At 72.2% G+C, this 23969-nt stretch carries 29 protein-coding genes; 19 read left to right on the top strand and 10 right to left on the bottom strand.

Translation table 11 applies throughout. The annotated features are described in order from the left end of the window. The 8 genes from K1T35_RS01115 to K1T35_RS01150 are packed head-to-tail and all read left to right on the top strand — an operon-like array spanning position 1 to position 6329. Positions 1-954, top strand: coding sequence for an ABC transporter permease (locus K1T35_RS01115; RefSeq protein ID WP_220258336.1), 954 nt, complete (start codon positions 1-3; stop codon positions 952-954). Then, positions 951-1823, top strand: coding sequence for an ABC transporter permease (locus K1T35_RS01120; protein WP_220258337.1), 873 nt, complete (start codon positions 951-953; stop codon positions 1821-1823). Before K1T35_RS01115 ends, K1T35_RS01120 begins: the two co-directional genes overlap by 4 nt. Further along, complete coding sequence (locus tag K1T35_RS01125; RefSeq protein WP_220258338.1) at positions 1820-3364, top strand: ABC transporter ATP-binding protein; 1545 nt, start codon at positions 1820-1822, stop codon at positions 3362-3364. Before K1T35_RS01120 ends, K1T35_RS01125 begins: the two co-directional genes overlap by 4 nt. Positions 3365-3378: 14 nt before the next feature. After that, complete coding sequence (locus K1T35_RS01130; protein ID WP_255621458.1) at positions 3379-3933, top strand: GNAT family N-acetyltransferase; 555 nt, start codon at positions 3379-3381, stop codon at positions 3931-3933. Next, positions 3930-5159, top strand: a complete 1230-nt coding sequence (locus K1T35_RS01135; RefSeq protein ID WP_220258340.1) for an MFS transporter — start codon at positions 3930-3932, stop codon at positions 5157-5159. Before K1T35_RS01130 ends, K1T35_RS01135 begins: the two co-directional genes overlap by 4 nt. Before the next feature lie 34 nt (positions 5160-5193). Beyond that, positions 5194-5592, top strand: a complete 399-nt coding sequence (locus K1T35_RS01140; RefSeq protein WP_220258341.1) for a helix-turn-helix domain-containing protein — start codon at positions 5194-5196, stop codon at positions 5590-5592. Continuing rightward, a complete protein-coding gene (locus tag K1T35_RS01145) occupies positions 5589-6026 on the top strand; it encodes a protein-tyrosine phosphatase family protein (RefSeq protein WP_220258342.1) in 438 nt (145 codons plus the stop codon). Before K1T35_RS01140 ends, K1T35_RS01145 begins: the two co-directional genes overlap by 4 nt. 30 nt (positions 6027-6056) lie before the next feature. Then, complete coding sequence (locus K1T35_RS01150) at positions 6057-6329, top strand: DUF1905 domain-containing protein (RefSeq protein ID WP_220258343.1); 273 nt, start codon at positions 6057-6059, stop codon at positions 6327-6329. On the opposite strand, the gene K1T35_RS01155 is transcribed toward K1T35_RS01150, so the two are convergent. After that, positions 6322-7161: a helix-turn-helix domain-containing protein gene (locus K1T35_RS01155; RefSeq protein ID WP_220258344.1), complete on the bottom strand. Its 840-nt coding sequence runs from the start codon at positions 7159-7161 to the stop codon at positions 6322-6324. The two genes, K1T35_RS01150 and K1T35_RS01155, sit on opposite strands and share 8 nt — an antisense overlap. A gap of 68 nt (positions 7162-7229) precedes the next feature. On the opposite strand from K1T35_RS01155, the gene K1T35_RS01160 reads away from it, so the two are divergent. From K1T35_RS01160 to K1T35_RS01170, 3 genes are all read left to right on the top strand, one after another. After that, entirely contained in the window at positions 7230-7673 is a 444-nt protein-coding gene (locus K1T35_RS01160) for a PPOX class F420-dependent oxidoreductase (protein ID WP_220258345.1), read from the top strand. Positions 7674-7675: 2 nt separating this feature from the next. Further along, on the top strand, positions 7676-8641 hold the full coding sequence (locus K1T35_RS01165; protein WP_255621460.1) for an aldo/keto reductase: 966 nt from the start codon (positions 7676-7678) through the stop codon (positions 8639-8641). 92 nt (positions 8642-8733) lie between these two features. After that, positions 8734-9024 carry a DUF1905 domain-containing protein gene (locus K1T35_RS01170; protein WP_220258346.1) on the top strand — a complete coding sequence of 97 codons (291 nt, stop codon included), beginning with the start codon at positions 8734-8736 and terminating at the stop codon, positions 9022-9024. Here the strand turns inward: K1T35_RS01170 and K1T35_RS01175 are convergent. Continuing rightward, the gene (locus tag K1T35_RS01175; RefSeq protein WP_220258347.1) at positions 9011-9616 is read right to left on the bottom strand and encodes a TetR/AcrR family transcriptional regulator; all 606 of its coding nucleotides are present in this window, start codon (positions 9614-9616) and stop codon (positions 9011-9013) included. The two genes, K1T35_RS01170 and K1T35_RS01175, sit on opposite strands and share 14 nt — an antisense overlap. Positions 9617-9784: 168 nt before the next feature. On the opposite strand from K1T35_RS01175, the gene groL reads away from it, so the two are divergent. From groL to K1T35_RS01190, 3 genes are all read left to right on the top strand, one after another. Beyond that, on the top strand, positions 9785-11395 hold the full coding sequence (gene groL, locus K1T35_RS01180) for a chaperonin GroEL (protein WP_220258348.1): 1611 nt from the start codon (positions 9785-9787) through the stop codon (positions 11393-11395). A gap of 70 nt (positions 11396-11465) precedes the next feature. Next, a complete protein-coding gene (locus K1T35_RS01185; protein ID WP_220258349.1) occupies positions 11466-11801 on the top strand; it encodes a zf-TFIIB domain-containing protein in 336 nt (111 codons plus the stop codon). Between the two features lie 39 nt (positions 11802-11840). Continuing rightward, positions 11841-12509, top strand: coding sequence for an AAA family ATPase (locus K1T35_RS01190; RefSeq protein ID WP_220258350.1), 669 nt, complete (start codon positions 11841-11843; stop codon positions 12507-12509). Here K1T35_RS01190 and K1T35_RS01195 read toward each other — a convergent pair. From K1T35_RS01195 to K1T35_RS01210, 4 genes are all read right to left on the bottom strand, one after another. Continuing rightward, positions 12485-13228, bottom strand: a complete 744-nt coding sequence (locus K1T35_RS01195; RefSeq protein WP_220258351.1) for a dienelactone hydrolase family protein — start codon at positions 13226-13228, stop codon at positions 12485-12487. The genes K1T35_RS01190 and K1T35_RS01195 overlap by 25 nt on opposite strands. Positions 13229-13314: 86 nt before the next feature. Beyond that, positions 13315-13707 carry a DUF4189 domain-containing protein gene (locus K1T35_RS01200; RefSeq protein ID WP_220258352.1) on the bottom strand — a complete coding sequence of 131 codons (393 nt, stop codon included), beginning with the start codon at positions 13705-13707 and terminating at the stop codon, positions 13315-13317. Positions 13708-13848: 141 nt separating this feature from the next. Then, positions 13849-15399, bottom strand: a complete 1551-nt coding sequence (locus tag K1T35_RS01205) for an MFS transporter (protein WP_220258353.1) — start codon at positions 15397-15399, stop codon at positions 13849-13851. Between the two features lie 61 nt (positions 15400-15460). Further along, positions 15461-16024, bottom strand: coding sequence for a dihydrofolate reductase family protein (locus K1T35_RS01210; protein WP_220258354.1), 564 nt, complete (start codon positions 16022-16024; stop codon positions 15461-15463). Positions 16025-16246: 222 nt separating this feature from the next. Between K1T35_RS01210 and K1T35_RS01215 the strand changes: the two genes are divergently transcribed. After that, on the top strand, positions 16247-16834 hold the full coding sequence (locus tag K1T35_RS01215; RefSeq protein ID WP_220258355.1) for a TetR/AcrR family transcriptional regulator: 588 nt from the start codon (positions 16247-16249) through the stop codon (positions 16832-16834). On the opposite strand, the gene K1T35_RS01220 is transcribed toward K1T35_RS01215, so the two are convergent. Together K1T35_RS01220 and K1T35_RS01225 are read right to left on the bottom strand one after the other, a co-directional pair. Further along, positions 16835-17377 (bottom strand): TetR/AcrR family transcriptional regulator, encoded by a 543-nt coding sequence (locus K1T35_RS01220; protein WP_255622798.1) that lies wholly within the window; start codon positions 17375-17377, stop codon positions 16835-16837. Continuing rightward, a complete protein-coding gene (locus tag K1T35_RS01225; protein WP_220258358.1) occupies positions 17374-17697 on the bottom strand; it encodes a multidrug efflux SMR transporter in 324 nt (107 codons plus the stop codon). Before K1T35_RS01225 ends, K1T35_RS01220 begins: the two co-directional genes overlap by 4 nt. Before the next feature lie 132 nt (positions 17698-17829). Here K1T35_RS01225 and K1T35_RS01230 point away from each other — a divergent pair, with 132 nt between their 5' ends. Both K1T35_RS01230 and K1T35_RS01235 read left to right on the top strand, forming a co-directional pair. Continuing rightward, entirely contained in the window at positions 17830-19125 is a 1296-nt protein-coding gene (locus tag K1T35_RS01230; RefSeq protein WP_220258360.1) for an adenosylmethionine--8-amino-7-oxononanoate transaminase, read from the top strand. Positions 19126-19173: 48 nt separating this feature from the next. Beyond that, positions 19174-19986: a hypothetical protein gene (locus K1T35_RS01235; protein WP_220258361.1), complete on the top strand. Its 813-nt coding sequence runs from the start codon at positions 19174-19176 to the stop codon at positions 19984-19986. Positions 19987-20005: 19 nt separating this feature from the next. Here the strand turns inward: K1T35_RS01235 and K1T35_RS01240 are convergent, their stop codons facing one another. Together K1T35_RS01240 and K1T35_RS01245 are read right to left on the bottom strand one after the other, a co-directional pair. After that, positions 20006-20692 (bottom strand): RraA family protein, encoded by a 687-nt coding sequence (locus K1T35_RS01240; RefSeq protein ID WP_220258363.1) that lies wholly within the window; start codon positions 20690-20692, stop codon positions 20006-20008. Then, a complete protein-coding gene (locus K1T35_RS01245; protein ID WP_220258364.1) occupies positions 20689-21843 on the bottom strand; it encodes a mandelate racemase/muconate lactonizing enzyme family protein in 1155 nt (384 codons plus the stop codon). Before K1T35_RS01245 ends, K1T35_RS01240 begins: the two co-directional genes overlap by 4 nt. A gap of 53 nt (positions 21844-21896) precedes the next feature. Here K1T35_RS01245 and K1T35_RS01250 point away from each other — a divergent pair, with 53 nt between their 5' ends. After that, positions 21897-22613 carry a FadR/GntR family transcriptional regulator gene (locus tag K1T35_RS01250; RefSeq protein ID WP_255621461.1) on the top strand — a complete coding sequence of 239 codons (717 nt, stop codon included), beginning with the start codon at positions 21897-21899 and terminating at the stop codon, positions 22611-22613. Further along, the gene (locus tag K1T35_RS01255; protein WP_220258365.1) at positions 22610-23728 is read left to right on the top strand and encodes a Gfo/Idh/MocA family protein; all 1119 of its coding nucleotides are present in this window, start codon (positions 22610-22612) and stop codon (positions 23726-23728) included. The genes K1T35_RS01250 and K1T35_RS01255 overlap by 4 nt, the downstream gene beginning before the upstream one ends. The last annotated feature ends 241 nt before the right edge of the window (positions 23729-23969 follow it).

The following is a 23969-nucleotide window of genomic DNA, read 5'->3' on the forward strand; positions in this document are numbered from 1 at the left end:
TTGCGCGCCGCAATCCGAGCGATCGTGGGCACCGTCGGCATGCTGCTGGTGGCCTCGATCGTCGTGTTCGCGATGGTCCGGTCCGCTCCCGGCGACCCGGTCGACGTGCAGCTCGGTGAGTCCGGCGGGATCTCGCTGAGCCAGGATGACGAGGACCGGATCCGGGCCGAGCGGCTCGCCGAGCTCGGCCTCGACCGGTCGCTGCCCGAGCAGTACGCGCGCTGGCTCGCGCGCATGGTCAGCGGCGACTGGGGCACCTCCTATCGCACCGGGCAGCCGGTGCTCGGCGAGATGCTCGACCGGCTGCCCGCGAGTCTCGCGCTCGGCACGGTGGGCTTCGGCGTGGCCGTGCTGCTCGCCGCGGGGCTCGCGCTGCTGGCGACCCGCCGCCCGGGCGGGGCGGTGGACCAGGTCGTGCGGCTGGTGACCCTCGCAACGGTCGCGGTGCCGTCGTTCCTGCTCGGCACGCTCGCCCTGCAGGTCGCGACCGGCACCACCGGCTACCGGATCGCGGGCCCGGCCAGCCTCGACCGGATCTGGCTGCCCGCGCTCGTACTCGGCATCGCGGTCACGCCGACCATGTCGCGGGTGCTGCGCGCCTCGCTCGTGGCCGAGCGCGGCCGGATCTACGCCGTGGCGGCGCTCGCCCGCGGCGCCTCGCACGGCCGCACGCTGCTGCGCCACGTCCTGCGTCCTGCGCTCGGCCCCGTGCTGATCCTCGGCGGGCTCGCCTTCGCCTCGCTCGTCACCGGCTCGATCATCACAGAGGCCGTGTTCACGTGGCCGGGGGTCGGGTTGTTCGCCGTGGACGCGATCGCGGCGCAGGACTACCCGGTCGTGCAGGCCTACGTTGTTCTGGCCACCGCGCTCGTGGTGCTGGTCAACCGCGGCGTCGACCTCGCGGGCCGGCTCGTCGACCCTCGGCAGGACGTCCGGGCGGAGGCGGTGGCGTGAGCGTGACGGGGGTGTCGCTGAACATCGGTCTGCGCCGCTTGCCGGTCGCAGGCCGAGGACGCGGCCTGCTCACCGCGGGCGTCGTCCTGCTCTCGATCGTCGTGCTCGCCACGCTCGCCGCGCCGTGGCTGGCCCCGTTCGACCCGGTCGCCCAGGGAGTGGGTCCACGGTCGGCCCGGCCGGACGGCGAGCACTGGCTCGGCACCGACCGGTTCGGCCGCGACACCGCATCCCGCGTGCTGCACGGTGGGCAGAACACCCTGCTGCAGACCGGCACCACCATGCTCGCGGTGATCGCCATCGGGGCCGCGGTCGGCATCGTCGTCGGCCTCGCGGGGCCCCGGCTGGACGACATGGGGCGCCGGCTCATCGACGGGGTCGTCGCATTCCCCGCCGTGATCGTCATCCTCGCGTTCGTCGGGCTGCGCGGCCCGTCGCTCTCGGCCGTGCTCGGTGGCGCGCTGCTCGTGTGGTGGGCGCCGTTCGCCCGGTTGACCCGGTCGCTGGTGCGGTCGGCACTCGCCGAGCCGTCGGCCGTGACCGCACGCGCGCTCGGCGCCGATCGCGCCCACCTGCTGCGCACCGAGGTCGGACCGCGCCTGATCGGGCCACTGGCAGTGCTCACCGCCGTGGAGGCCGGGCAGTTGATCGCGACCGTCGCCGGCCTGTCGTTCCTCGGCATGGGGGCGCAACCGCCCGCCGCCGAGTGGGGCGCGATGCTCGCCGAGGCGCGCGGGGCCGCGCTGTCGAGCCCGCACCTCGTACTGGGGCCCGGCCTCGCGGTGCTGGTCACGGTGTTCGCGCTGACCTGCGTCGGCGAGGGCCTGCGCGACGTGCTCGACCGGTCCGGGCAGGCGGTGACGTCGTGACGGCCGTGCTGTCGGTCCGCGGGCTCACCGTCGCCTACGCCAGCCGGACCGTCCTCGACGGCGTCGACCTGGACGTCCACGCAGGTGAAGCGGTCGTCGTGCTCGGCGGGAGCGGATCCGGGAAATCGACGCTGCTGCGCGCCCTGCTCGGCTTGGTCCCGGCCCCGGGACGGGTGCGGGTGGGCGAGCTCGCCCTGCAGACCGACGCGGGACGGCTCGACCTGACCGCGCCCGGGGCGTGGCGGAGGGCCCGCGGCCGGGAGATCGGCATGGTGTTCCAGGACCCTGCGCTCGCGCTCACCCCGCTGCGGCGGGTCGGTTCCCTGCTCACCGAGGTGGGCGGCGATCGGGCGCAGGTGGAACCGCTGCTGCGGGCGAGCGGGTTCGCCGACCCCGCGCCGGTGGCGGCCCGGCGTGCCTTCGAGCTCTCCGGCGGTATGGCGCAGCGCGTCGGGTTCGGGCTCGCGGTGGCGGGCGGGCCGAGGGTGGTGCTGGCCGACGAACCGACCACCGCGCTCGACGGCCCGGCCCGCGAGGAGCTGGTGACCCGGCTGCGCGAGCGGGCCGCCGCCGGTACCGCCGTCGTGCTCGTCACCCACGACGTGACGGTGGCGGCCGCGCTCGCCGACCGGGTGGTGGTGCTGCACCGCGGCCGGATCGTCGAGCAGGGCTCGCCGGCCCGGGTGCTCGGCGACCCGGTCCACGAGACGACCCGTTCCCTGGTGCGTGACGTGCCGTGGGCGCTGCCGGCGCGCCGCTCCGGTCCGCCTGTGGGCGGTGCCGTCGTGATCCGCGTCCGGGGCCTGACCAAGTCCTACGCCGGCACGCCGGTGTTGGACGGGCTCGACCTCGACGTCGGCGACGGCGAGGTGGTGGGCATCGCGGGACGCAGCGGCGGCGGCAAGACCACCCTGCTGCGGTGCCTGCTCGGCCTCGAGCGCCCGGACGCGGGTGAGCTGCGGCTCGCCGGCATCGATCCGGCGACCCAGGGGTGGCGGGCGGTGCGCCGCGCTGTGCAGCTGGTGCCGCAGGACCCCCGCGCGTCGCTCAACCCGTGGCGGACGGCCGCCCAGCTCGTCGCCGACCCGCTCGACTTCCACCGGATCGGCACCAGGGCCACCCGGCGGGCCCGCGCCCGCGAGCTGCTCGCCGCGGTGGGGCTCGACGGGCTGGCCGATCGCCGCCCGAACGCGCTGTCCACCGGACAGTGCCAGCGGGTGGCGATCGCCCGCGCGCTCGCCGTGCGGCCTCGGGTGCTCGTGGCCGACGAGCCCGCGTCCGCACTCGACGTCACGCTGCAGGCCGAGCTGATCCGCGTGCTCTCGCAGGTGGTGGCCGAGCACGGCATGGCGGCACTCGTCGTCTCCCACGACCTGCACGTGCTGGAGCGGCTGTGCGACCGCATCGCCGTGCTCGACGGCGGGCGGCTCGTCGAGGACCTCCCGGTCGCCCGCCTGCGCAGCGACGCGGCGCACTCCCGGACCAGGGCCCTGCTGGCCGCCTACCCGACCGATCCGCTGACCGCCGTCGTCGCCGGTTGAGAAGAGAGGACTCCGTGACCGACTACGCGATCCGTCGCGCCACGACCGTGAAGGACCTCGACGGCGCCCGCACCGTCGTCCTGCACACCGCCGAGGCCGACCTCGGCTACGGCTACCAGCCGCAGTGGCACTGGGACCTCGACCGGCCCGTCGAGACCTATGTGGACAACCCGCGGCAGGCGATGTTCGTCGCAGTCGACCTCACCGGCACGGTGGTCTCCACGGCGGCCATCCGGATCGGCGGGCCGAACGTGCCGCCGCACCCGCCCGAGCTCGGCCGCCGCTACGCCGACCGGCAGGCGGTTGCGCAGCTGCTGCGGGTCGCGACGCTGCCAGAGCACCGCCGCCACGGCCTCGCCCGCCGGCTCGTGGCCGCGTGCCATGAGTTCGTCCGCGCCGACGGCGGCTTCCGGGTGATCTACCTGCACACCAACACCAGGGTGCCGGCCGCCGAGCCGTTCTGGCGGTCCCTTCCGGTCGTCGAGATCCGCGACGACCGGGGCGAGGAGAGCGACCCGCGGTTCGCGACCGTGCACTTCGAGCTGCCGCTGGACGCGCCAGTCGCGTGACTGCCCCGTCCGTCCGCGCGCAGTTCCGAGCCCTCACGCCGGCAGCCCGGCTGCTCGTGGTCAACCAGTTCGGGATCAACGTCGGCTTCTACATGGTCGTGCCGTTCCTCGCGACCTACCTCGTCGACGACCTCGGCTACGCCGCGGCGCTGGTCGGTGTGGTGCTCGGGGTGCGGACCCTCTCGCAGCAGGGGCTCTTCCTCGTCGGCGGCACGGCGGCCGACCGGCTGGGCGCCCGGCCGGTGATCGTGTTGGGCTGCGCGCTGCGCGTGCTCGCGTTCGGGCTGTTCGCGCTCGTCACCTCGCCGGTCGGGATCGTGTCCGCCGCGGTGCTCACGGGGTTCGCCGGGGCGCTGTTCAACCCCGCGGTCCGCGCGTACCTGAGCCGGGAGGCGGGCGAGGAGCGCGCGGGCGCGTTCGCCGTGTTCAACACGGCGGCCGATGCGGGGGCGTTCGCAGGCCCGCTGCTGGGGGCCGCCCTGCTCGCCGTGGACTTCCGGCTGGTCGCCGCCGTCGCGTGCGTGACGTTCTTGCTGCTCACCGTGGCGCAGGTGCTGGTGCTGCCCGCGCACCCGGTCGAGACCCACACCGAGGGCGTGCTCGGCAGCTGGGGCACGGTGGTGCGGAACCGCCGGTTCGTGGCCTTCACCTTCTGCGGCTCGGCCCATCTCGCCCTCTACAACCAGGTCTACCTGGTCCTCCCGCTCGAGGCACAGCGGGTCACCGGCACGCCGGCCGTCGTCGGCGTGCTCTTCGCGGTGTCCACGGTCACCGGGATCGTGCTGTACGTGCGGGTCGCCGCGTGGGCCGGGCGCCGCTGGCCACCCGGCACCTGCGTGGCGGTGGGGCTCGCGCTGATGGGCGCCGGCTTCGTGCCGGTTGCCGTCTCCGCGCCGCTGCTGCCGACGGCGACCGGCCTCGTTCCGGCCGCCGCGCTACCGGTGCTCGCAGGCGCGATGGTGTTCACGTTCGGGATCGCGCTGGCCAATCCGTTCACGATGCAGCTGATGCCGGTGGTGGGCAGCGAGCGGCTCATCGGTACGTACTACGGCTTCTACTACCTGGTGTCCGCACTGGTGGCCGCCGCGGTCTCGGCCGCGGCAGGTGCGCTGCTCGACCTCGGCGGGCCCGGCTGGCGGGCGGCGGCCCCGGTGGCGCTGATCGCCGTGGGGCTCGCCGGCGCCGCGGGAACGGCGCTGATGCAACGACGAGGGCACCTAACCTGACCTATCTATCCCTCAATGGGGAAGGATGGGGAACATGAGTGAGTGGTACACCCTGGACGACGTTGCCGATCGGCTCGGCCTGCACGTCCGCACCGTGCGCAACTACGTGCGGGACGGGCGGCTCGGCGCGGTGCGCATCGGCAAGCAGTACCGCGTCTCCCACGCCGATCTGCGGGCGCTCACCGGCGATCGCGCCGGCGGCTCGCGGCAGGTCGGGGTGACCAGCGTCGTCGACATCGACGGCATCGGCGCCGCCGCCGCGGAACGGCTGGCCACCTTCATCGCCGGTCTGCCGAGGCCAGCGCAGGCACCCCATGTGGACGTCGTGCACGAGCCGGAGCGCGACCGGCTCAAGGTGATCGTCGTGGGCTCGGTCGAGGCGAACGTCGAGCTGCTGCGCCTCGTGGGTGCGATGGCGGAGGAGGCGGCATGAGCGGGCCGCTCTCCGGTGCCATCGCGCTGCCCGACGGCACGCTCGTGCGCGGCCGCGGCCGTCGCGAGCCGTTCCCCGACGGGCCACTCCCCGAGTTCGGCCTCTATCCCGGGTTGCCGGGGCGGCGCGCGCCGTGGCGGCCCGAGTGGCCAGCGGCCTGGATCGACTGGCCCGACTTCCGCACCCCGCGCGATGCCGGCGCGGCCGCCGCGCAGATCGTCGAGGCCTATCGCCGGGCGCGGTCGGGGGAGCGGGTCGAGGTCGCCTGCCACGGGGGCACGGGGCGCACCGGCACGGTGGTCGCCTGCATGGCCGTGCTCGCCGGGCACCCCGCGGAGGACGCCGTGGCCTGGACCCGGAGCCACTACCGGCGGCGCGCGGTGGAGACCCCTGGTCAGCGGCGCTGGATCGCCTGGTTCGCCGCGCACCGATGAATCCGGGCCGTGCCGTGCGACTCCCTTGTCATGACGCACCTCGACCACTCGTTCACCGCCCCTCTGGAGAAGGACGGCTCCTTCCCGACCTATGTGACGGTCCCCGGCTCCGCGGAGCTGCTCGGTACCCGGCGCGCCGTCAAGGTGGGCGGCACGATCGACGGCCACCCCTTCACCGCCACCCTCATGCCCTCGGGTGAGGGCCCGCACTGGCTGCCGGTCCGGGCGGCGCTGTGCAAGCTGATCGGCAAGGACCGGGCGGGGGAGGAGGTGGCGTTCCGCCTGGAGCAGCGGTTCAGTTGACTAGTGCTGGCGCCGGTTCCTCGAGCGCGGCGAGCGCCTCGGAGCTGGCGGCGTCGGCCGGCAGGTAGGCGACCAGGCGCTGCTCCTCCGGCCCGGGGAGGGGGAGGCTCTCGAACGCCAGGCGCAGCGGGCCCACCGTCGGGTGCTCCCACGCCTCGACGCCCGTCCACGGCGGGAGCGCGCCGCCTGCGGTGAACCGGCGGGCGAACTCGGCGCCCTCGGTGATCGACAGCTCGTCGGCGAGCGCCGCGGCCGTGCGGTCGCCGAGATCGGCGGCGGATCGCAGTGCGGCGGCGCGCTCGTTCGCCACGCGCTCCCACTCGGGGAACGCCGTGCGTGCCCGCGCGTCGCCGAAGACGAAGCGCACCAGGTTCGGCTCGGTGGCGTCGAACAGCCCGATCGGCGCGGCGAGCCGGCGGAAGCCCTCCGTGCAGGCGAGCACGTCGCCGTGCGGGGCGACGACCAGCGACGGGGTGGGCTCGAGCCGGTCGAGCAGGGCCAGCACGGTGGGGCGCACGGTCCGCGACGGCGGCTGCGCCTGCGCGCACACCTCGCCGGAGACCACCTTCACCATGCGGTACACGTGGACCCGCTCGTCGGGGGAGAGATCGAGCGCGTCGGCGAGCGCCCCGATCACCTGCGCGGACGGGCGGCGGTCGCTGCCGCGCTCCAGGCGGGTGAGGTACTCGACGCTGATGGCCGCGCGCGATGCCAGCTCTTCGCGGCGCAGCCCGGGTGTGCGGCGGCGGGAGCCGGTCGGGAAACCCAGGTCGCCGGGCCTGATCGCCTCCCGCCGGGCGCGCAGGAAGGCGCCGAGCGCGTTGTCGGTCACCCTTCCGAGAGTAGGGGGTCCCTGGCGCGGTCTCCCTGACGTTCACCGACGAGCAGAGGCTCGTGGCCATGAGCATTTTCACGACAGCAGAGATCGAGTACCTGCGCAGCCAGCCGCTCGCCCGGCTCGCGACGGTGGGCGCGGACGGACGGCCGCAGGTCAAGCCGGTCGGGATCTTCCTGGACCCCGACACCGACGAGCTGGTCGTCGGCGGCGTCGTCGGCAGCGGGATGGGCACCAGCAAGAAGTTCAGGGACGTGGCGGCGACCGGCGTTGCCGCGCTGGTCGTCGACGACCTCGCGAGCGTCGACCCGTGGACCCCGCGCGGGGTCGAGGTGCGCGGGCTCGCCGAGGCGCGCCTCGCGGGCGGTGCGGAGGTGGGGCGGCGCCTCGGCGCCCCCTTCGACTTCGACCCGGAGTGGATCCTGGTGCGGCCCACCCGGATCGTGTCGTGGGGAATCGACGGCTCCTCGTTCCAGATGTCGGCGCGCGACGCCGTGAAGGCGGGCTGAGCGTGCGCTACCGGCTCTTCGGCCCGACCGGCCTGCGGGTGTCCGAGCTCTTCCTCGGCACGATGGTCCTCACCGATCCCGGCGAGACCCGCCGGATCATCGACGCCTACGCGGACGCGGGCGGCAACGTCCTGGACACCGCGTCGGCCTACGGCGATGGGGAGGAGCTGCTCGGCTCCGTCGTCGAGCGGCGCGACCGGTTCGTCCTCGCCACCAAGTACACGCTGTCGCGCGACGCGCGTGACCCCAATGCGGCGGGCAACCACCGCAAGAACCTCGTGCTCTCGCTGGAGCGGAGCCTGCGGCGGCTGCGCACCGACTACATCGACGTCTACTGGGTGCACGTCTTCGACCGGCACACCCCGCTCGAGGAGACGATGCGCGCGCTCGACGACGCCGTGCGCGCCGGCAAGATCCTCTACGTCGGGATATCCGACGCCCCGGCCTGGGTGGTCGCCCGGGCGAACACGCTCGCGCAGTGGCGCGACTGGACCCCGTTCGCCGGCCTGCAGGTGCCCTACAGCCTGCTGCAGCGCGACATCGAGCGGGAGCTGCTGCCGATGGCGGAGGCGCTCGGGATGAGCGTGGCCGCGTGGGCGCCGCTCGCGTCGGGCCGGCTCGCGGGCGGCTCCCGGCGGGCCGACCCGGCGTCGCTCACGCCCCGCGACAAGGCGGCCGCTGATGCCGTGCGGGCCGTCGCCGGTGAGCTGGGTGCGACCCCGGCCCAGGTGGCGATCGCCTGGACGCGCAGCAGGTCGGCGGCGGTGCACCCGCTCGTCGGGGTCAGCTCCGTGCGGCAGCTCACCGACAACCTGGAAGCGCTCGACCTCGTCCTGCCCGGAGAGGCGGTCGCCCGGCTGGAGGCCGCTGTGGAGTTCGAGCGCGGGTTCCCCGCGGACTTCATCGCCGAGTGCGAGCCGTCCCCGTTCGTGTTCGGCGACCACGCCACGGCGGTCGTGGGCCGGTAGAAAAAGATCCGGCGGGCATGTCGAGGACGGGCGGCCACCCTCGACGTTCCCGTTGTGGACGGCCACTCCTGCCGTCCCGCGGAGGAGGAACGATGACCGAGAACCAGACCCTCGACCACGAGTTCAGCGCCGTCCTGCAGAAGAGCCCGAACCCGGGCGGCTGGACCTACGTCGTGATGCCCGGCTCGGCCGAGTTCTTCGGCACCCGCGGCCTGGTGAAGGTCCGCGGCACCGTGGACGGCCACCCGTTCCAGAGCTCGTTCATGGCACTCGGCGACGGCAGGCACAAGCTCCCCGTGAAGGGCGAGCTCCAGCGGGCCCTCGGCAAGGTGCCGGGCGAGACGGTCACGGTGCACCTGTCCGAGCGGATCACGGGCCGCTGACGGCCTCCAGCGCCGGAGCCACGTGCGCGAGCCCCTCGCGCAGCGCGTCCGCGAGGGAGGTGCCCGGCACCACGACGAGATCACCCGCTGCCGGTCGTAGCCAGCGGCCCGCAGCCACGCGGGCGGCGGCCGACACCGCGGCCGCGAGCACCGTGGCCCGCAGCTCATCGATCCCGGCGCGCTCGGCGATCGCGGTGGCGAGCGGCTGCTCCATCGCGGCGACGGTGCCGAGGAACTCGGCGCGCAGCGACGGTGCCGATGTGAGCAGCGCGAACGCGTCGCTGCCTGGTTCGGCCTCCGCGACGTACTGCTCCACGACGGCCGTGACGACCGCATCGGCGAGCGCCTCTTCGGCCGGGCGGTCCCGCAGCGCGGCAGCGATGCGCAGCGCGCGTTCCGCCGAGATCGCGGCGACGATCGCCTGCTCCCGGCTGGAGAAGTAGTTGTTGTACGTCCGGGGCGACACCCCGGCGGCCTCGGCGATGTTGTCGACGCGCACGTTCTCCGGGCCGTTCTCGAGTGCGAGCCGCAGCGCCGCCGCGCTGATGGCGTCCCGGGTGGCGATCTTCTTGCGCTCGCGAAGGCTGTCCATGAGCCGCAGCTTACTGCGTGCGCGCAAGTTTGCGTGCACGCAGTTTTTGGCTATCGTGGTTCTGGCACTCGTGGTGCACGAGTGCCAGATCGGTGGTCGGCGCCGGTGGGACCTCGGTCCAGCCGTCGCGGGCGCAGGTGCCGTCCGCCCGGAGCCTTGGGAGAAGCAGTGGCGAAGCAGATCGCTTTCGACGAGGAGGCGCGCCGCGGGCTCGAGCGTGGCATGAACACCCTCGCCGACGCCGTCAAGGTGACGCTCGGCCCGCGCGGCCGCAACGTGGTGCTGGAGAAGAAGTGGGGCGCGCCCACCATCACCAACGATGGTGTGTCGATCGCCAAGGAGATCGAGCTCGAGGACCCCTGGGAGAAGATCGGGGCCGAGCTGGTCAAGGAGGTCGCGAAGAAGACCGACGACATCGCCGGTGACGGCACCACCACCGTGCTGGCCCAGGCGCTGGTGCGTGAGGGGCTGCGCAACGTGGCGGCGGGTGCGAACCCGATGGCGCTCAAGCGGGGCATCGAGAAGGCCGTCGAGGCCGTCTCGGAGGCGCTGCTCAAGAGTGCCAAGGAGGTCGAGACCAAGGAGCAGATCGCCGCTACGGCGTCGATCTCCGCGGCCGACCCGACCATCGGCGAGCTGATCGCCGAGGCGATGGACAAGGTCGGCAAGGAAGGCGTCATCAGCGTCGAGGAGTCGCAGACCTTCGGGCTCGAACTCGAGCTCACCGAGGGCATGCGCTTCGACAAGGGCTACCTCGCCCCGCACTTCGTGACGGACGCGGAGCGGATGGAGGTGGTCCTCGACGAGCCCTACCTGCTGTTCGTGGCATCGAAGATCTCGAACGTGCGCGATCTCCTTCCCGTGCTGGAGAAGGTGATGCAGGCCGGCAGGCCGCTGGTCGTGATCGCGGAGGACGTGGAGGCCGAGGCGCTCGCGACGCTGCTGGTGAACAAGCTGAAGGGCGTGTTCTCCTCGGTGGCGGTCAAGGCGCCCGGCTTCGGTGATCGCCGGGAGGCGATGCTGGCCGACATGGCCATCCTCACCGGTGGTGAGGTCATCTCGGAGAAGGTCGGCCTCAAGCTGGAGAACGCCGGCCTGGGCCTGCTCGGCCGGGCCCGCCGCGTGGTGGTCACCAAGGACGAGACCACCATCGTCGACGGCGCCGGCGACGCCGACCAGATCGCCGGACGGGTCAACCAGATCCGCTCCGAGATCGAGCGCACCGACTCCGACTACGACCGCGAGAAGCTCCAGGAACGCCTGGCCAAGCTCGCAGGCGGGGTCGCGGTCATCAAGGCCGGCGCGGCCACCGAGGTCGAGCTCAAGGAGCGCAAGCACCGCATCGAAGACGCGGTGCGCAACGCGAAGGCGGCCGTCGAGGAGGGCATCGTCGCCGGCGGCGGCGTCGCCCTGATCCAGGCCGGTGCCGGCCTCTTCGAGGGCCTTGGCCTGGACGGTGACGAGGCCACCGGCGCGAACATCGTCAAGGTCGCGCTGGAGGCACCGCTCAAGCAGATCGCCATCAACGCCGGCCTCGAGGGCGGCGTCGTGGCGGAGAAGGTCCGCGGCCTCGCCGCGGGCGAGGGTCTGGACGCGGCCACCGGCGAGTACAAGGACCTGATCAAGGCCGGCATCATCGACCCGGCCAAGGTCACCCGGTCCGCGCTGCAGAACGCCGCCTCCATCGCGGCACTGTTCCTGACCACCGAGGCCGTCATCGCCGACAAGCCGGAGAAGAACCCGGCCCCCGCCGACCCCTCCGCAGGCATGGACTTCTGAGCTGCCGTCCGCGGGTGGTTGTGGGTGCACACATGCGCACTCCGCAACCACCCGCGCTAGTCTCGGCCGGGTGATCTGTCCGAAGTGTCAGAACCGGATGCATACCGTCGACCGGCGAGGCGTACACATCGAGCAGTGCCAGGGGTGCCGGGGGATCTTCCTCGACCGCGGCGAGCTCGAGCAGATCGCCAACGCCGAGCAGAGCTTCTACGGCGGCCACGGTGGGCAGCAGGCCTACTACGCCGACTCGCCGCCTCCGCACCAGCGGCACCGAGGGCAGTACAGCGACTCCCCGCCCCCGTACGGCCATCAGCAACGCGGCCACTACAGTGACTCCCCGCCGCCCTATGGCCAGCACAAGGGGCACAAGCGCCGTAAGGGCTTCCTCGACGAGCTGTTCGGCTGAGCGAGGCTTGCCGAGCGAGCAGACAGGGCTGAGCGAGGCTTGACGAGCGAGCATCGCCCGGTCGACCTCCAGATCTGCCTCGGCTGCGGCGCCCGGTTCACGAACCCGGTCGTCGCACCCGACGCGGCGGTGCTGATCTGCGGCGACTGCGGGCACCGGCAGCCGTTCCGGCGCCTGCCGCTGTTCGCGCTCACCGGTCCGAGCGGGGCGGGCAAGTCGACGGTGGCCCGCCTGCTCCCGCAGGCGCTCGCCGACGTGGCGGTCGTCGTCGAGCAGGACGTGCTGTGGACGGCAGGCCTGCAGGACCCGGCCGACGACTTCGCGGACTTCCGCCGGATCTGGCTGCGGATGGCCGCGATGATCCACCAGAACGGGCGGCCGGTCGTGCTGGTCGGCACGGTCGTGCCGGAGCAGTTCGAGCGGCGTCCCGAGCGGGTGTTCGTCGGGGAGATCCACTACCTGGCGCTGGTGGCCGACTCCGACGCGCTGCGGTACCGACTGCGGGCGCGTCCGGCCTGGCGTGGCTGGGACGAGCCGCGCATCGCCGAGACGGTGGAGTTCAACGACTGGCTGCGCCGTTACGGGCCGACCCTCGCCCCGCCCGTCGAGCTGCTGGACACCACGACGCTCGAGCTCGTGGAGGCCGCGCGCCGGGTCACCGAGTGGGTGCGGCGCGGCGTGGATCAGGCATGCAGCGTGGCCCCGTAGAGCGCTTCGAGCGCCTTCCAGTGCCGGTCCTCGGCGGCCTCGTCGTACGTGGGGTTGTCCGGCACCGCGAACCCGTGCTTCGCCGGGTAGAACTCCACCGTGTGGCGCACGCCCGCGTCGGTGAGCGCCGCGTCGAGCAGCTTCGCCTGCTCCGGGGTGAAGTGGTCGTCGTCCTCCGCCCCGGCGACGTACACGGTGGCGGTGATACGGCCGGCCGCGAGGTGCGGGCTCTGCGGGTCGTCCGCCACGGCGATCCCCCCGCCGTGGAACGACGCCGCCGCGGCGACCTTGTCCGGGTGCGCGCCGGCCGTGATCAACGACAGCCGTCCACCCATGCAGTAGCCCGTGGTCCCGGCCGCGGCGCCTGTGACCTCGGGACGCGCCAGCAGGAATTCGAGATAGGCGCCCGCGTCCGCGAGGATTCGATCTCGCGTGAGGTTGCCCATGAACTCCGCCAGCCGGGCCCGCTCGTCGGGGTCGGTGAACACGGTCGCGATGTCGAACGGCCTCCAGTCCCCCTCGCGGTAGTAGACGTCCGGCACCAGCGTCACATAGCCCATCCCCGCGAGCCGGTCGGCCATCACGCGCTTGGTATCCCGCAGCCCACCCGCGTCCGGGAACAGCAGCACCCCTGGCCACGGCCCGTCGCCATCCGGTAGGTGGAGGGACGCGGGGCAGGTGCCGTCGTCAGTGGTGATCCGGACGTCGATGCGGGCCATCGGTCCAGCATAGGAGCGCCCTGAACAACTCAGGCGTACTGCCGCTCGCTACGGCCTGAGTTGTTCAGGACCCTCCTATGCGGCGATCACCTGTGGGCACCCGTGCACGTGTACGCGAGCACGCGGGCGCCGCGACCCGGGGTTGCGCGCACGGCCGCCTGCTTGGCCTCCTCGAGGGACGCGGCGTAGGCCCAACCCCACGCGCGGTTCCGCGCCTGTGCCACGGCGGCACAGCCGTTCGTCACCTGCACCGCCGCCTGGCAGCCGCGTGCGTCGCACTCGTCCACGGCGGCGCTCGCGGCTGCTCCGGCCGACGGCTGCTCGTAGGAGTAGCCGATGTTGCCGGTCTGCACCGAGATCGCGATCGCGGCCCAGGTGTTGGGCGCGGCGCTCGCCGGGGCGGCGCCGAGCACGGTGGCGCCGGTCGCGAGCGCGACCGTGACAGCAATCCGGGTGATCACGGGGCGGATGGGCATCATGGTCGCTCTCCCTCGGTGTGGCTCTGTTGACCGAGATGACCGCTGGTGCCGACGATCGGTTGGGTCAGGCGCGGAAGAGGACGGGAACCGGCCGTTCGTGGCCATGCTCGTGGCCGACATCCGGGCCTTCGTCCGCGGGCTTCAGCAGCAGGCCGGTTCGCGTTCCGGTTCCTGCTGCGGCGCCTCGCTGTCGCGCAGCGCCACGGCGGCGACCACCGCGATAGCAGCCGCGATCACCCCGGCCGCGGCGGAAGTCAGCTGCAGCCCCGCGACGAACGCCTCCCTCGCCACGTCGACCAGCGCGGCAGCGGCGGGTTCGGGCAGGTGGGCGGCCGCCGAGATCGCGCCGCCGAGGGTGTCGCGGGCGGCGTGCGCGGCCTCGTCCGGCACTCCGGCGGGCAGGCCGCCTGCAACGCCGCCGCGATAGATCGCCGCGCCGACGCTGCCCAGCACCGCGATCCCCAGCGCCCCGCCCAGCTCGGCGGCGGTCTCGGAGATGCCGGAAGCCGCGCCCGCCTTCTCCGTCGGGGCGGAGCCGACGATCATCTCGGTGGTCAGGCCGAACACCGGTCCCATGCCGAGCGAGATCACCACGGACGAGACGACGATGGCGGCGAGCCCCGTGCCGACCTGCACCGTCGTGAGCAGGAAGAGCCCGGCAGCCGCCGCGGCCAGCCCTGCGGCAACGACGTTCGCGGGCCGGACGCGCTGCACGAAGCGCGGCGCGAGCTGGGAGCTGACGACGAAGCCGAGTGCCCCCGGCAACGACCACAGGCCGGCGTGCAGCGGGGACATCCCGGCGACCAGCTGCAGGTACTGCCCGATGAACAGGAAGTAGCCGATCATCACGAAGAGCGCGAGGAAGTTCACGACGAGCGCGGTGTTGAACCGGCGGATCCGGAACAGAGCGAGGTCGATCATGGGATTGGCAACCCGCCGCTGACGGCGCACCCACAGCGCGCCGACGACCGCACCGGCGGCGATGGTGAGCGCGGCTGCGGTGGTCGGCCCGTCCTGGGCGACGTGCTTCAGGCCTGCCACGATCGCGAGCAGGGCGACGACGGACATGGCCGCGCTGCGCACGTCGAGCCGGCCCGCGTTCGGGTCGCGGTACTCGGGCAGCACGCGCGGGCCGAGCACCAGTAGGGCGCCCATCACCGGCAGCGCGAGCAGGAACACCGAGCCCCACCAGAACACCTCGAGCACCAGCCCGCCGAGTATCGGCCCGACCGCGCTGCCCGCGGAGAACGCCCCGATCCAGATGCCGACGGCGAGCGAGCGCTGCTTCGGGTCCTGGAACATGTGGAAGATCAGCGACAGCGTGGACGGCGCGATGGTGGCCCCGGCGATCCCGAGGAGCGCCCGGCTGACGATCAGCATCTCGGGCGTGGTGGAGAACGCCGCCATGATGGAGACGGCCCCGAAGGCGGCTGCGCCGATCAGCAGCAGCCGCCTCCGGCCGATCCGGTCCCCGAGCGTGCCCATCGTGACGAGGGCGCCCGCCACCATGAACCCGTACACGTCGATGATCCACAGCAGCTGGGTGCTCGTCGGCTGCAGATCCGCGCTCAGCGCGGGGATGGCGAGGTGCAGCACCGTCAGGTCCATCACGTACAGCAGGCAGGCCAGCGCGAGGACGGCGAGGCCGACCCACTCCCGCCGGCCGGCCCGCACTGTCTGCGCCGTCGTCATCGCTCTCGTTCCTCCGGGTTCGTCGGGATCTCGGAGGTAGGACTGCGGCGCTTCCGGAATCTCATCGGTCGTAGCTCAGGACGACCGTCCCGTTCTCCAGCGTCCGGGTGCCGGTGAGCCGGAATCGGGTGGGGCTGAAGTCGGCGGTGAACAGCGGGATCCCCGATCCGAGCACCAGCGGGTAGACCTTCAGGACCAGCGAGTCGATCTCGTCGAGCAGGGAGCCCGCCAAGCGGGACCCGCCCATGAGGTAGATGTCCTTGCCCTCCTCGGACTTGAGCTTCCGGATCCGCTCGACGACGTCGGTCGAGATGACCTCGACGGCGGGATCCGGGCTCTCGTAGGTGGTGGAGACCACGTACTGGCGCAGGTGTGCGAACGGGCTGGTGACCCCGATGTCGAGGGCGGGCTGGAAGGTGGTCCGGCCCTGCACGCCGACGTCGAAGTTCGGGTTGGGGACGTCCACCGCCAGCTGCTCGCGCACGTGGGTGGGCAGGGCGTCCGGGTAGTCGCCGACGATGAAGTCGATCACGTCCTGCGTGACTGGGAAGAGGTCGACGCTCCCGTCCGGGGCGGCGATGTAGCCGTCGATGGTCACGGCGACGTAGTAGACGAGCTTTCGCACGCTCGGGCCTTCCTTTCGTGGTGTTCGGCTACCGGTTGCCGCGCGGGCGTAGGACGGGCCGGGGGCGGGGCAACGGCCGCGGCTTGGTGGGCTGCTGCGGTCGCCGCGGGCGGGGCTGCGGGAAGGACGTGGCTCGCATGAAGCGTCTCCTCCGTAGTACTGTGGATGTAGTGGTTGGACTGTAGTACTACGGATGAAGTGGTGTCAACGGAGGAGATGCGGATGCGGCAGAACCCGGCTCGGCGGGCGGCGCTCCTGGACGCGGCGATCGAGGTGTTGGCCAGGGAGGGAGCGCGGGGACTGACCTTCCGCGCGGTCGACGCGGAGGCGCAGGTGCCCGTCGGCACCGCGTCCAACTACTTCAGCAGCCGCGACGAGCTGTTCACCCAGGTCGGCCACCGCTACTACGAGCGGCTCGAACCCGATCCCACTCTGCTCGCCGCGTCGCTCACCGGGCCCCGGGACCGGGACCGGGTCACCGAGCTCATGCGCGACATCGTGGAGCGGGTCACGACCTTCCGATCCGGCTACCTGGCCCTGCTGGAGCTGCGCCTGGAGAGCACGCGCCGCCCCGAACTGCGTGAGCTGCTCAGCAAGCGGATCCGCGCCGACCTCGACTTCAACATCCGCAACCACGAGGAGTCCGGCCTGCCGGGGGACGCCACCACTGTTGTGGTGCTCTACCTGGCGCTGAACTGGCTGATCCTGGACCGGCTCACGTTGCCCGACGTCTTCCCGGAGGAGCAGTTCGACGACCTGGTCACCGAGGTCGTGGAGCGCATCCTGCCCGGTCCGCGGCGCCCGGCCTGATCAGTGGCCGACGAGCCGCGCGAGCACGGCGTGCACCTCGTCCGCGCTCGGCGGCTCCGCCGAGACGAAGCAGCGCAGGAGGAGACCGTCGACGGCAGCGGCCACCCCCGCCCGGACGATCGGGTCGTCGGCGTACGGCCTGAGGAAGGCGTCGACCGCGTCCGCCCAGCGGGCGGCCTCCGGCTGCATCTCCGGGCGCCGCGCCGCGATCAGGAAGAGCTCGTACTCGGCGGCGACATAGGCCCGACGCGCCCCGGTGCCGTCCGCGATCAGTCGCGCGAGGGCCGCGATCGGGTCGGCATCGCGGGCGCAGGCGTCCAGCCCGCTCAGGTAGATGTCGTTGCAGTCGGCGAGCGCCGCGACGAGCAGGTCGTCGACGGCGGGGAAGTAGTAGGTGACGGCGCTCGGCGGGACGCCCGCCTCATGGGCCACCACCCGCTGGCTGACCGCGGCCACTCCGGCCCGCTCGATCACCCGCATCGTGGCGTCGAGGAGCTGCCTGCGGCGCTGCTCGCCCTTGCGCCTGCGTCCGTCGGTGATCAGTGCGCCGCCCCCAGCTCGAGGGCGAGCACGCCGGCGATCACCAGCACGATCCCGCCGGCCTGCACCATCGTCATGCCCTCCCCGAAGAACGCGGCACCGGCGATCGCGACGAGCGCGACTCCGGCCGCGGCCCACACGCCGTACGCGACGCCGATCGCCATCCCTCGTGTCAGCGCCTGCGACAGCATGCCGAACGCCACGACGTACCCGATCACGACGACGATCGACGGGACGAGCCTCGAGAAGCCATCGGAGAGTTTGAGCGCGAGGGTCGCGACGACCTCCGACAGGATCGCGCCGACGAGGAAGAGCCAGGGCACGGAAGCCTCCAGGTACGCGAGAAATCAGAGCGAACGCTCCATATTCTAGTGGAGCAATCGCTCAGGTTTTTCGTGGTGCCCGTCACCGGATCCCACCTCGCCCGGCCCGGCGCGTGCTGGCATCGTCGCGATGTGGCCACCGGCGACCTCACCCCCGCTCAGCTGCTCGATCTCGATCGGAAGCACGTCTGGCACCCGTACGCGCCCATGCCGGGCGTGCGCCCGCCGTACCTGGTCGAGTCCGCGGCCGGCGTGCGGCTTCGGCTCGCTGAGCCGGTTGACGGGGTGCGCGAGCTGGTCGACGGGATGGCGTCGTGGTGGTCGGCCATCCACGGCTACGCCCACCCCGTGCTGGACGAGGCAGTGCGCGACCAGCTCGGGCGGATGAGCCACGTGATGTTCGGCGGGCTCACCCATGAGCAGGCGATCCGGCTGGCCACCACGCTCGTGGAGATCACCCCGGAGCCGCTGCGGCACGTGTTCCTCGCCGACTCGGGGTCGATCTCGGTCGAGGTCGCGATCAAGATGTGCCTGCAGTACTGGCGCTCACGTGGCCGTCCCGAGAAGAGACGGCTGCTCACATGGCGCGGCGGCTACCACGGCGACACCTGGCACCCCATGTCCGTCTGCGACCCGGACGGCGGGATGCACCACGTCTGGGCGGGTGCCCTGCCGGAGCAGGTCTTCGCCGATGCGCCGCCGCGCGAGTTCGAGCCCGCCTACGTCGAACACCTCGCGGACCTGCTCGCGCGGCACGCGCACGAGGTGGCGGCCGTCATCGTCGAGCCGGTGGTGCAGAACGCGGGCGGCATGCGATTCCACTCGCCCCGCTACCTGCAGGCCCTGCGCGAGCTCGCCGACGCCCACGACGTGCTGCTCGTGTTCGACGAGATCGCGACCGGCTTCGGGCGCACCGGCGAGCTGTTCGGCGCCGACCACGCCGGTGTGAGCCCGGACGTCATGTGCGTCGGCAAGGCCCTGACCGGCGGATACCTCTCGATGGCCGCCGCACTCTGCACCCTCGAGGTGGCCGACGGGATCTCCCACGGCGAGCTGTCGGTGCTCGCGCACGGGCCCACCTTCATGGGCAACCCCCTCGCCGCCGCGGCGGCGAACGCGTCGCTCGGCCTGCTGCTCGGTGGCGACTGGCGCGGCGGGGTGGCCAGGATCGAGAAGGGCCTGCACGCAGGGCTGGAGCCGGCCCGCGACCTCCCAGGTGTGCGAGATGTGCGCGTCCTCGGCGCCATCGGTGTGGTGCAGCTCGACCACGAGGTCGACATGGCGGCAGCCACCGCCGCCGCCGTGCGGGAGGGCGTGTGGCTGCGCCCCTTCCGCGATCTGGTGTACACGATGCCGCCCTACGTCACGGACGACGACGACCTGGCCCGCATCTGCACGGCCGCGGTGGCCGCGGTGGCGGTGGGGTGATCTGTCTCACTTTCTCTCAACGCGTGAGGTTTCTGTGAGTCTCTAGGAGTGATCGCGGAGGGGGAGATCGAGATGGTGCTGCGTGTCCTGTTGTTGCTCGCCGTGGCGGTGCTGGCGGGTGGCGGCCTCACCGCCTGCTCGAGCGGACCACAGACCGGCGACTGCGTCGAGAAGTCCGGCGACGTCTATGTCACGGCCGACTGCGGGACGGCATCGCTGCGCGTGCTCGAACGCTTCGACAGCTTCTCGGGTGACTGCATCCCCGTGGCCGGGGTGTCCGAGAGCTTCTCCGACACCGCGACGAACTCGACGCTCTGCATCGGCCCGCGTGACGTCGACCCGGCTGCCGCCATCAACGTGGCGAAGGAGGGGGACTGCGTCACGAACGCCACGAGAACCGACGTGCGCCGGGTGGACTGCGCGGATCCCACGGCGGAGGAAGTGGTGCTGCGCCGAATCGAGGACGCCACCACGATCGGCGGCAGCGACCAGTGCACGTCCGTGCCGGGGACCAGTACGAGCTACAGCTGGGACATGGTCACCACCGGCAACCAGAACGGGCCGAGCGCCGCTGACGGCCTCGCCGCCGACCTGCTCTTCTGCCTCGGCCTGGTCGGCGTCGACCCGAACGCCTCGCCCGACACCGCGCAGGTGGGCGACTGCATGGCCGAGACGTCGGAGGGCGTGGGCTACGCGAAGGTGGACTGCGGGGCGCCCAACGCGACCCTGCGCGTGGTCGAGCGGGTGGACAACGCGTCGATGGGCTTCGAGCTCGCCTGCGGATCGCGTCCGGAGGTGACGGCCGGGCTCGAGAGCGGTCAGGGCCTGGACGGCTACGTCCTCTGCATGGCCCCGAAGTGAGCTCTGGCCCCGAAGTGAGCTACAGCCGCCCGTACTTGTTGTAGACGTCGATCACCGGCACCCCTGCCTGCACCTCCTCGCGGACCTTGTCCTCGATGTCCTTGGCCTCCTCGGACTTCGCGAGCACCTCGTCGAGGGCGTCCTTCGGGATGACGAGCACGCCGTCCTCGTCGCCGAAGACCCAGTCGCCCGGGTTCACCCGCACCTGGCTGCTCGTGGTGCCCGTCATCGAGATCGGGATCTCGATGTCGTGGATCCGCGAGCGGCGCAGCGACTCGATCGGCGAGGTGTAGCGGGCGAAGACGCCGAGGCCGTCGATCTCCCGGACGAGCCTGCCGTCGCGGATGCCGCCGTCGATCACGACGCCGGTGGCCCCGCGGGCGCGGCTGGCGTTGCTCATGAGCTCGCCCCAGATGCCGCTCTGTCGTTCGCCCGCGGCCCCGACGACGACCACGCAGCCGTCGTACATCTGCGTGAAGACGCCGAAGTCGGCGAGCTTGGTGTTCGGGGGCATCTCGTCCCGCTCGCGGATGTCGGGGCCCGCCATCACGGTGTACGCGGGGCCTGCCACCCGCATGGAACGGTCGAGGGGAGCTATCGCGAGGTCGAGGCACTGATGGGGCAGCCCCATCTCGTCCATGATGTCGTAGACGACGGCGGTGTAGAGCGCCTTGAGCCGCTTCGCGGTCTGCGCTGTGTCGCTCATTCGAAAACCCCGAATCCGGGGACGGCGTGCTTGCGGACGCCGTCCATGTTCAGCTCGACGCCGATGCCGGGGGCGTCGGGCAGGGTGATGTAGCCGTCCTTGACGATCGAGCCGCTGCCGTCGGGCGCGGTCACGTAGCTGTCCCAGATCTCGCGCTCCTCGAGGGCGTGCCACTCCTGCACGAGGAAGTTGGGGATCGAGGCGCACTGGTGTGCCGTGGCCATCGTGCCCAGCGGCGTGGAGACCAGGTGCGGGGCGAACGGGACGTAGTGCATCTCCGCGAGGTTGGCGATCTTCTTGGCCTCGGCGAGGCCGCCGCACTTGGGCACGTCCGGCTCGATCACGTCGACCGCTCCCTTCTCCAGCAGCTCCCGGAAACCCCACCGCAGGTAGAGGTTCTCGCCCACGCAGATCGGGGTGCGGGTCTGCGCACGCACCCGCACCAGTGCGTCGACGTTCTCGGCAGGGATCGGCTCCTCCAGCCACATGAGGTCGAACGGCTCCAGCGCCCAGGCGATCTTGCAGGCGCTCGGCACGTCGTACCGGGCGTGCAGGTCGATGGCCAGGTCGACGTCAGGGCCGATGGCCTCCCGCACGGCCGCCACCCGCTCGACCATCGAGCGCAGCTCGGCGGCGTTGACGGTGTGGTTGAAGTCGTCGTACTTGGCCGGGTGGTGCAGGTCGTCGATGTCGAACTTGATGGCCGTGAAGCCCTCGGCGACCATCCGCTGCGCCCGGTCGACGCAGCCCGACACCGAGCCAGCCGGGTCGTCGCCGTCGCCGCAGTCGGCGTAGAGCCGGATCCGGTCCCGGAACTTCCCGCCGAGCATCCGGTGCACGGGCTGGCCCGCCGCCTTGCCCGCGAGGTCCCACAGGGCCAGCTCGATGCCGCTCATCGCGATCACATACACGCCGGCCTGCGGGCCGGAGAAGACGCGGCGGCGCAGTTTCTCCCAGCACCGCTCGACGTTGCGCGGGTCCTCGCCGATCAGCAGTGGCTTCAGCGATTCGATCAGGCCGACGACGCCCCCCGCGCCGGCGTCGGGGTTCGCCTCGCCGTAGCCGGTGAGGCCCTCGTCGGTGTCGATCCGCACCAGTGTGGCGTGCCCGTGGTAGGCGACCACTGCCGTTCGGACGTCGACGATCCGCATGCTTCCCCCATTGGAAGAGGTGACAACCACCACATGTCATATAAGCTGATGACATGTCGAGGAGACAAGAGGCCGCGGACGTTGTCAAGGTCCGCACCCTCCCGGTGCAGGTGGCCGCCCGCCTGACCCGGCGGATCGTCAACGGCGAGATCGAGGAGTCCCGCGCGCCCTCCGAGCTGGACATCTCGCGCGAGTTCGGCGTCTCCCGCGTGGTTGCCCGCGAGACGCTCAAGATCCTCGCGTCGCTCGACATCGTCGACATCGCCCAGGGCCGCAGGGTCACCGTCCGCCCGCAGGCGGAGTGGGACTACCTGAGCCCGCTGCTGGCCGAGTGGCTCCCGGAGGAGCACGTCGACGGCCTGCTGCGCGAGCTGCACCAGATGCGCGAGCTCCTCGAACCGGAGCTGGCCGCGATGGCGGCCGCTGCGATCAGCGACGAGACACTGGCCCGCCTGCGGGATGCGCTGGACCGGATGGCGAGCCTCGAGTCCGACCCGGAGGCCTACCTCGAGGTCGACCACGAGTTCCACATGGAGATCTGCCGGGCCGCCGACAACCGGATCCTCGACCGGATCATGTACTCGGCACGCTGGCTGGGCACCGCGAGCCGTCGCGTGACCAACCAGGGCAGCCTGCCGAACGCCACCCGGGACCACGCGCTCGTCTACCGCGCGCTCGAGTCCCGCGACCCGGACGCCGCACGGGCCGCCATGCGCACCCACGTGCAGGGCAACGCCCCGTTGCTCGCCCGGTCGGGGATTCGGTCGTGAACCCGATCCGGCTGGGGCTGATCGGCACCGGCCTCGCCGTCGAGCACCTGCACTGGCCCGCGCTGCGTCAGATGACCGACCGGTTCGTCGTCACGGCCTTCGCGGACCGGTCCGCCGAGCAGGGCAGACGATTCGCGGCGCTGAGCGGGCTCGATCCCGCGCGCGGCACCACGGACCACCGGGAGCTGCTCGCCCGCGACGACATCGATGCGGTGCTCGTCTCGGTGCCGATCCCGGTGTTGTACGGGATCGCGCGGGACGCGCTGGCCGCGGGCAAGCACCTGCTCTGCGAGAAGCCGACCGGCACCGACGAGGAGCAGGCCCGCGCGTTCCTCGACCTCGAGCGCGAGTTCCCCGGCCGGGTCGTGCTCGTCGGGGAGAACTACTTCTACCGCGACGACATCCGCCACGCGCGTGCCCTGCTCGACGACGGTGCGATCGGCAAGCTGCACCTGATGGCCTATCGGCGCGCCGGGCAGATGGTGCCGCGCGAGGGCCGCTTCAACAGCACGCCGTGGCGGCAGCGGCCCCAGTACCGCGGCGGCGTCCACCTCGACGCGGGCGTGCACGACATCGCGCAGATCCGGATGCTCTGCGGCGAGGTGGCGCGGGTGCACGGCGTCGTGCAGTGGGCCAACAGCACGATCGACTCGCCGTCGGACCTCGCCCTGAACCTCACGTTCGCCTCCGGCGCGATCGGCAACTACACGGCCTGTTACTCCGAGGTGCCGGTGCCGGCGGAGCCGAACGACATGCGCCTCTACGGCACGGAGGGCGTGCTCGTGCTGTCCGGGCCGCAGGAAGAGCGACGGGTCACCCTCACGCGGGCGGACGGCACCACCCGCACCGACGTCTTCCGCGGCATCGACAACGGCTACTTCGCCGAGCTCTGCGACTTCGCCGACGCCGTGCGGCTCGGCGAGCCGGTGGTGGGCACGATCGCGCAGAGCGTGGCCAACATGCGGATCGTCCTCGCGGCCCTCGACTCGGCCGATCGGGCCGCCGTCGTCGCGCTCGAGGTCTCCGGCGAGGGCGGGGTGCCGCTGTGGCGCCCACGTGGCGCCGACGGCCTCTTCGAGGGCCTTCCTGGTCGACACCAGATCTCTGAGGAGTGACCGTTGACACCCCATCGATACCCCTTTAGTGTGACCGCGGTCGCACTACGTGGCACGGCATTCTACTAAGTGAAAAGCACTCATATTGCGCAGTCTCTCCCGGCATGGGGGCCGGAGACGGCTGCTGCGGATCCCACCGGGATCCGTTCCTCGTGAGAGGAAGGGGGCATCCGTGCCCCCTGGCCCCCGTCGGTAGCACCGTCGCCCCGTCGGCCGCGTCCCAGCGTTGGGACGCAGGAGG

The organism is Pseudonocardia sp. DSM 110487 (assembly GCF_019468565.1).
Lineage (GTDB): Bacteria > Actinomycetota > Actinomycetes > Mycobacteriales > Pseudonocardiaceae > Pseudonocardia.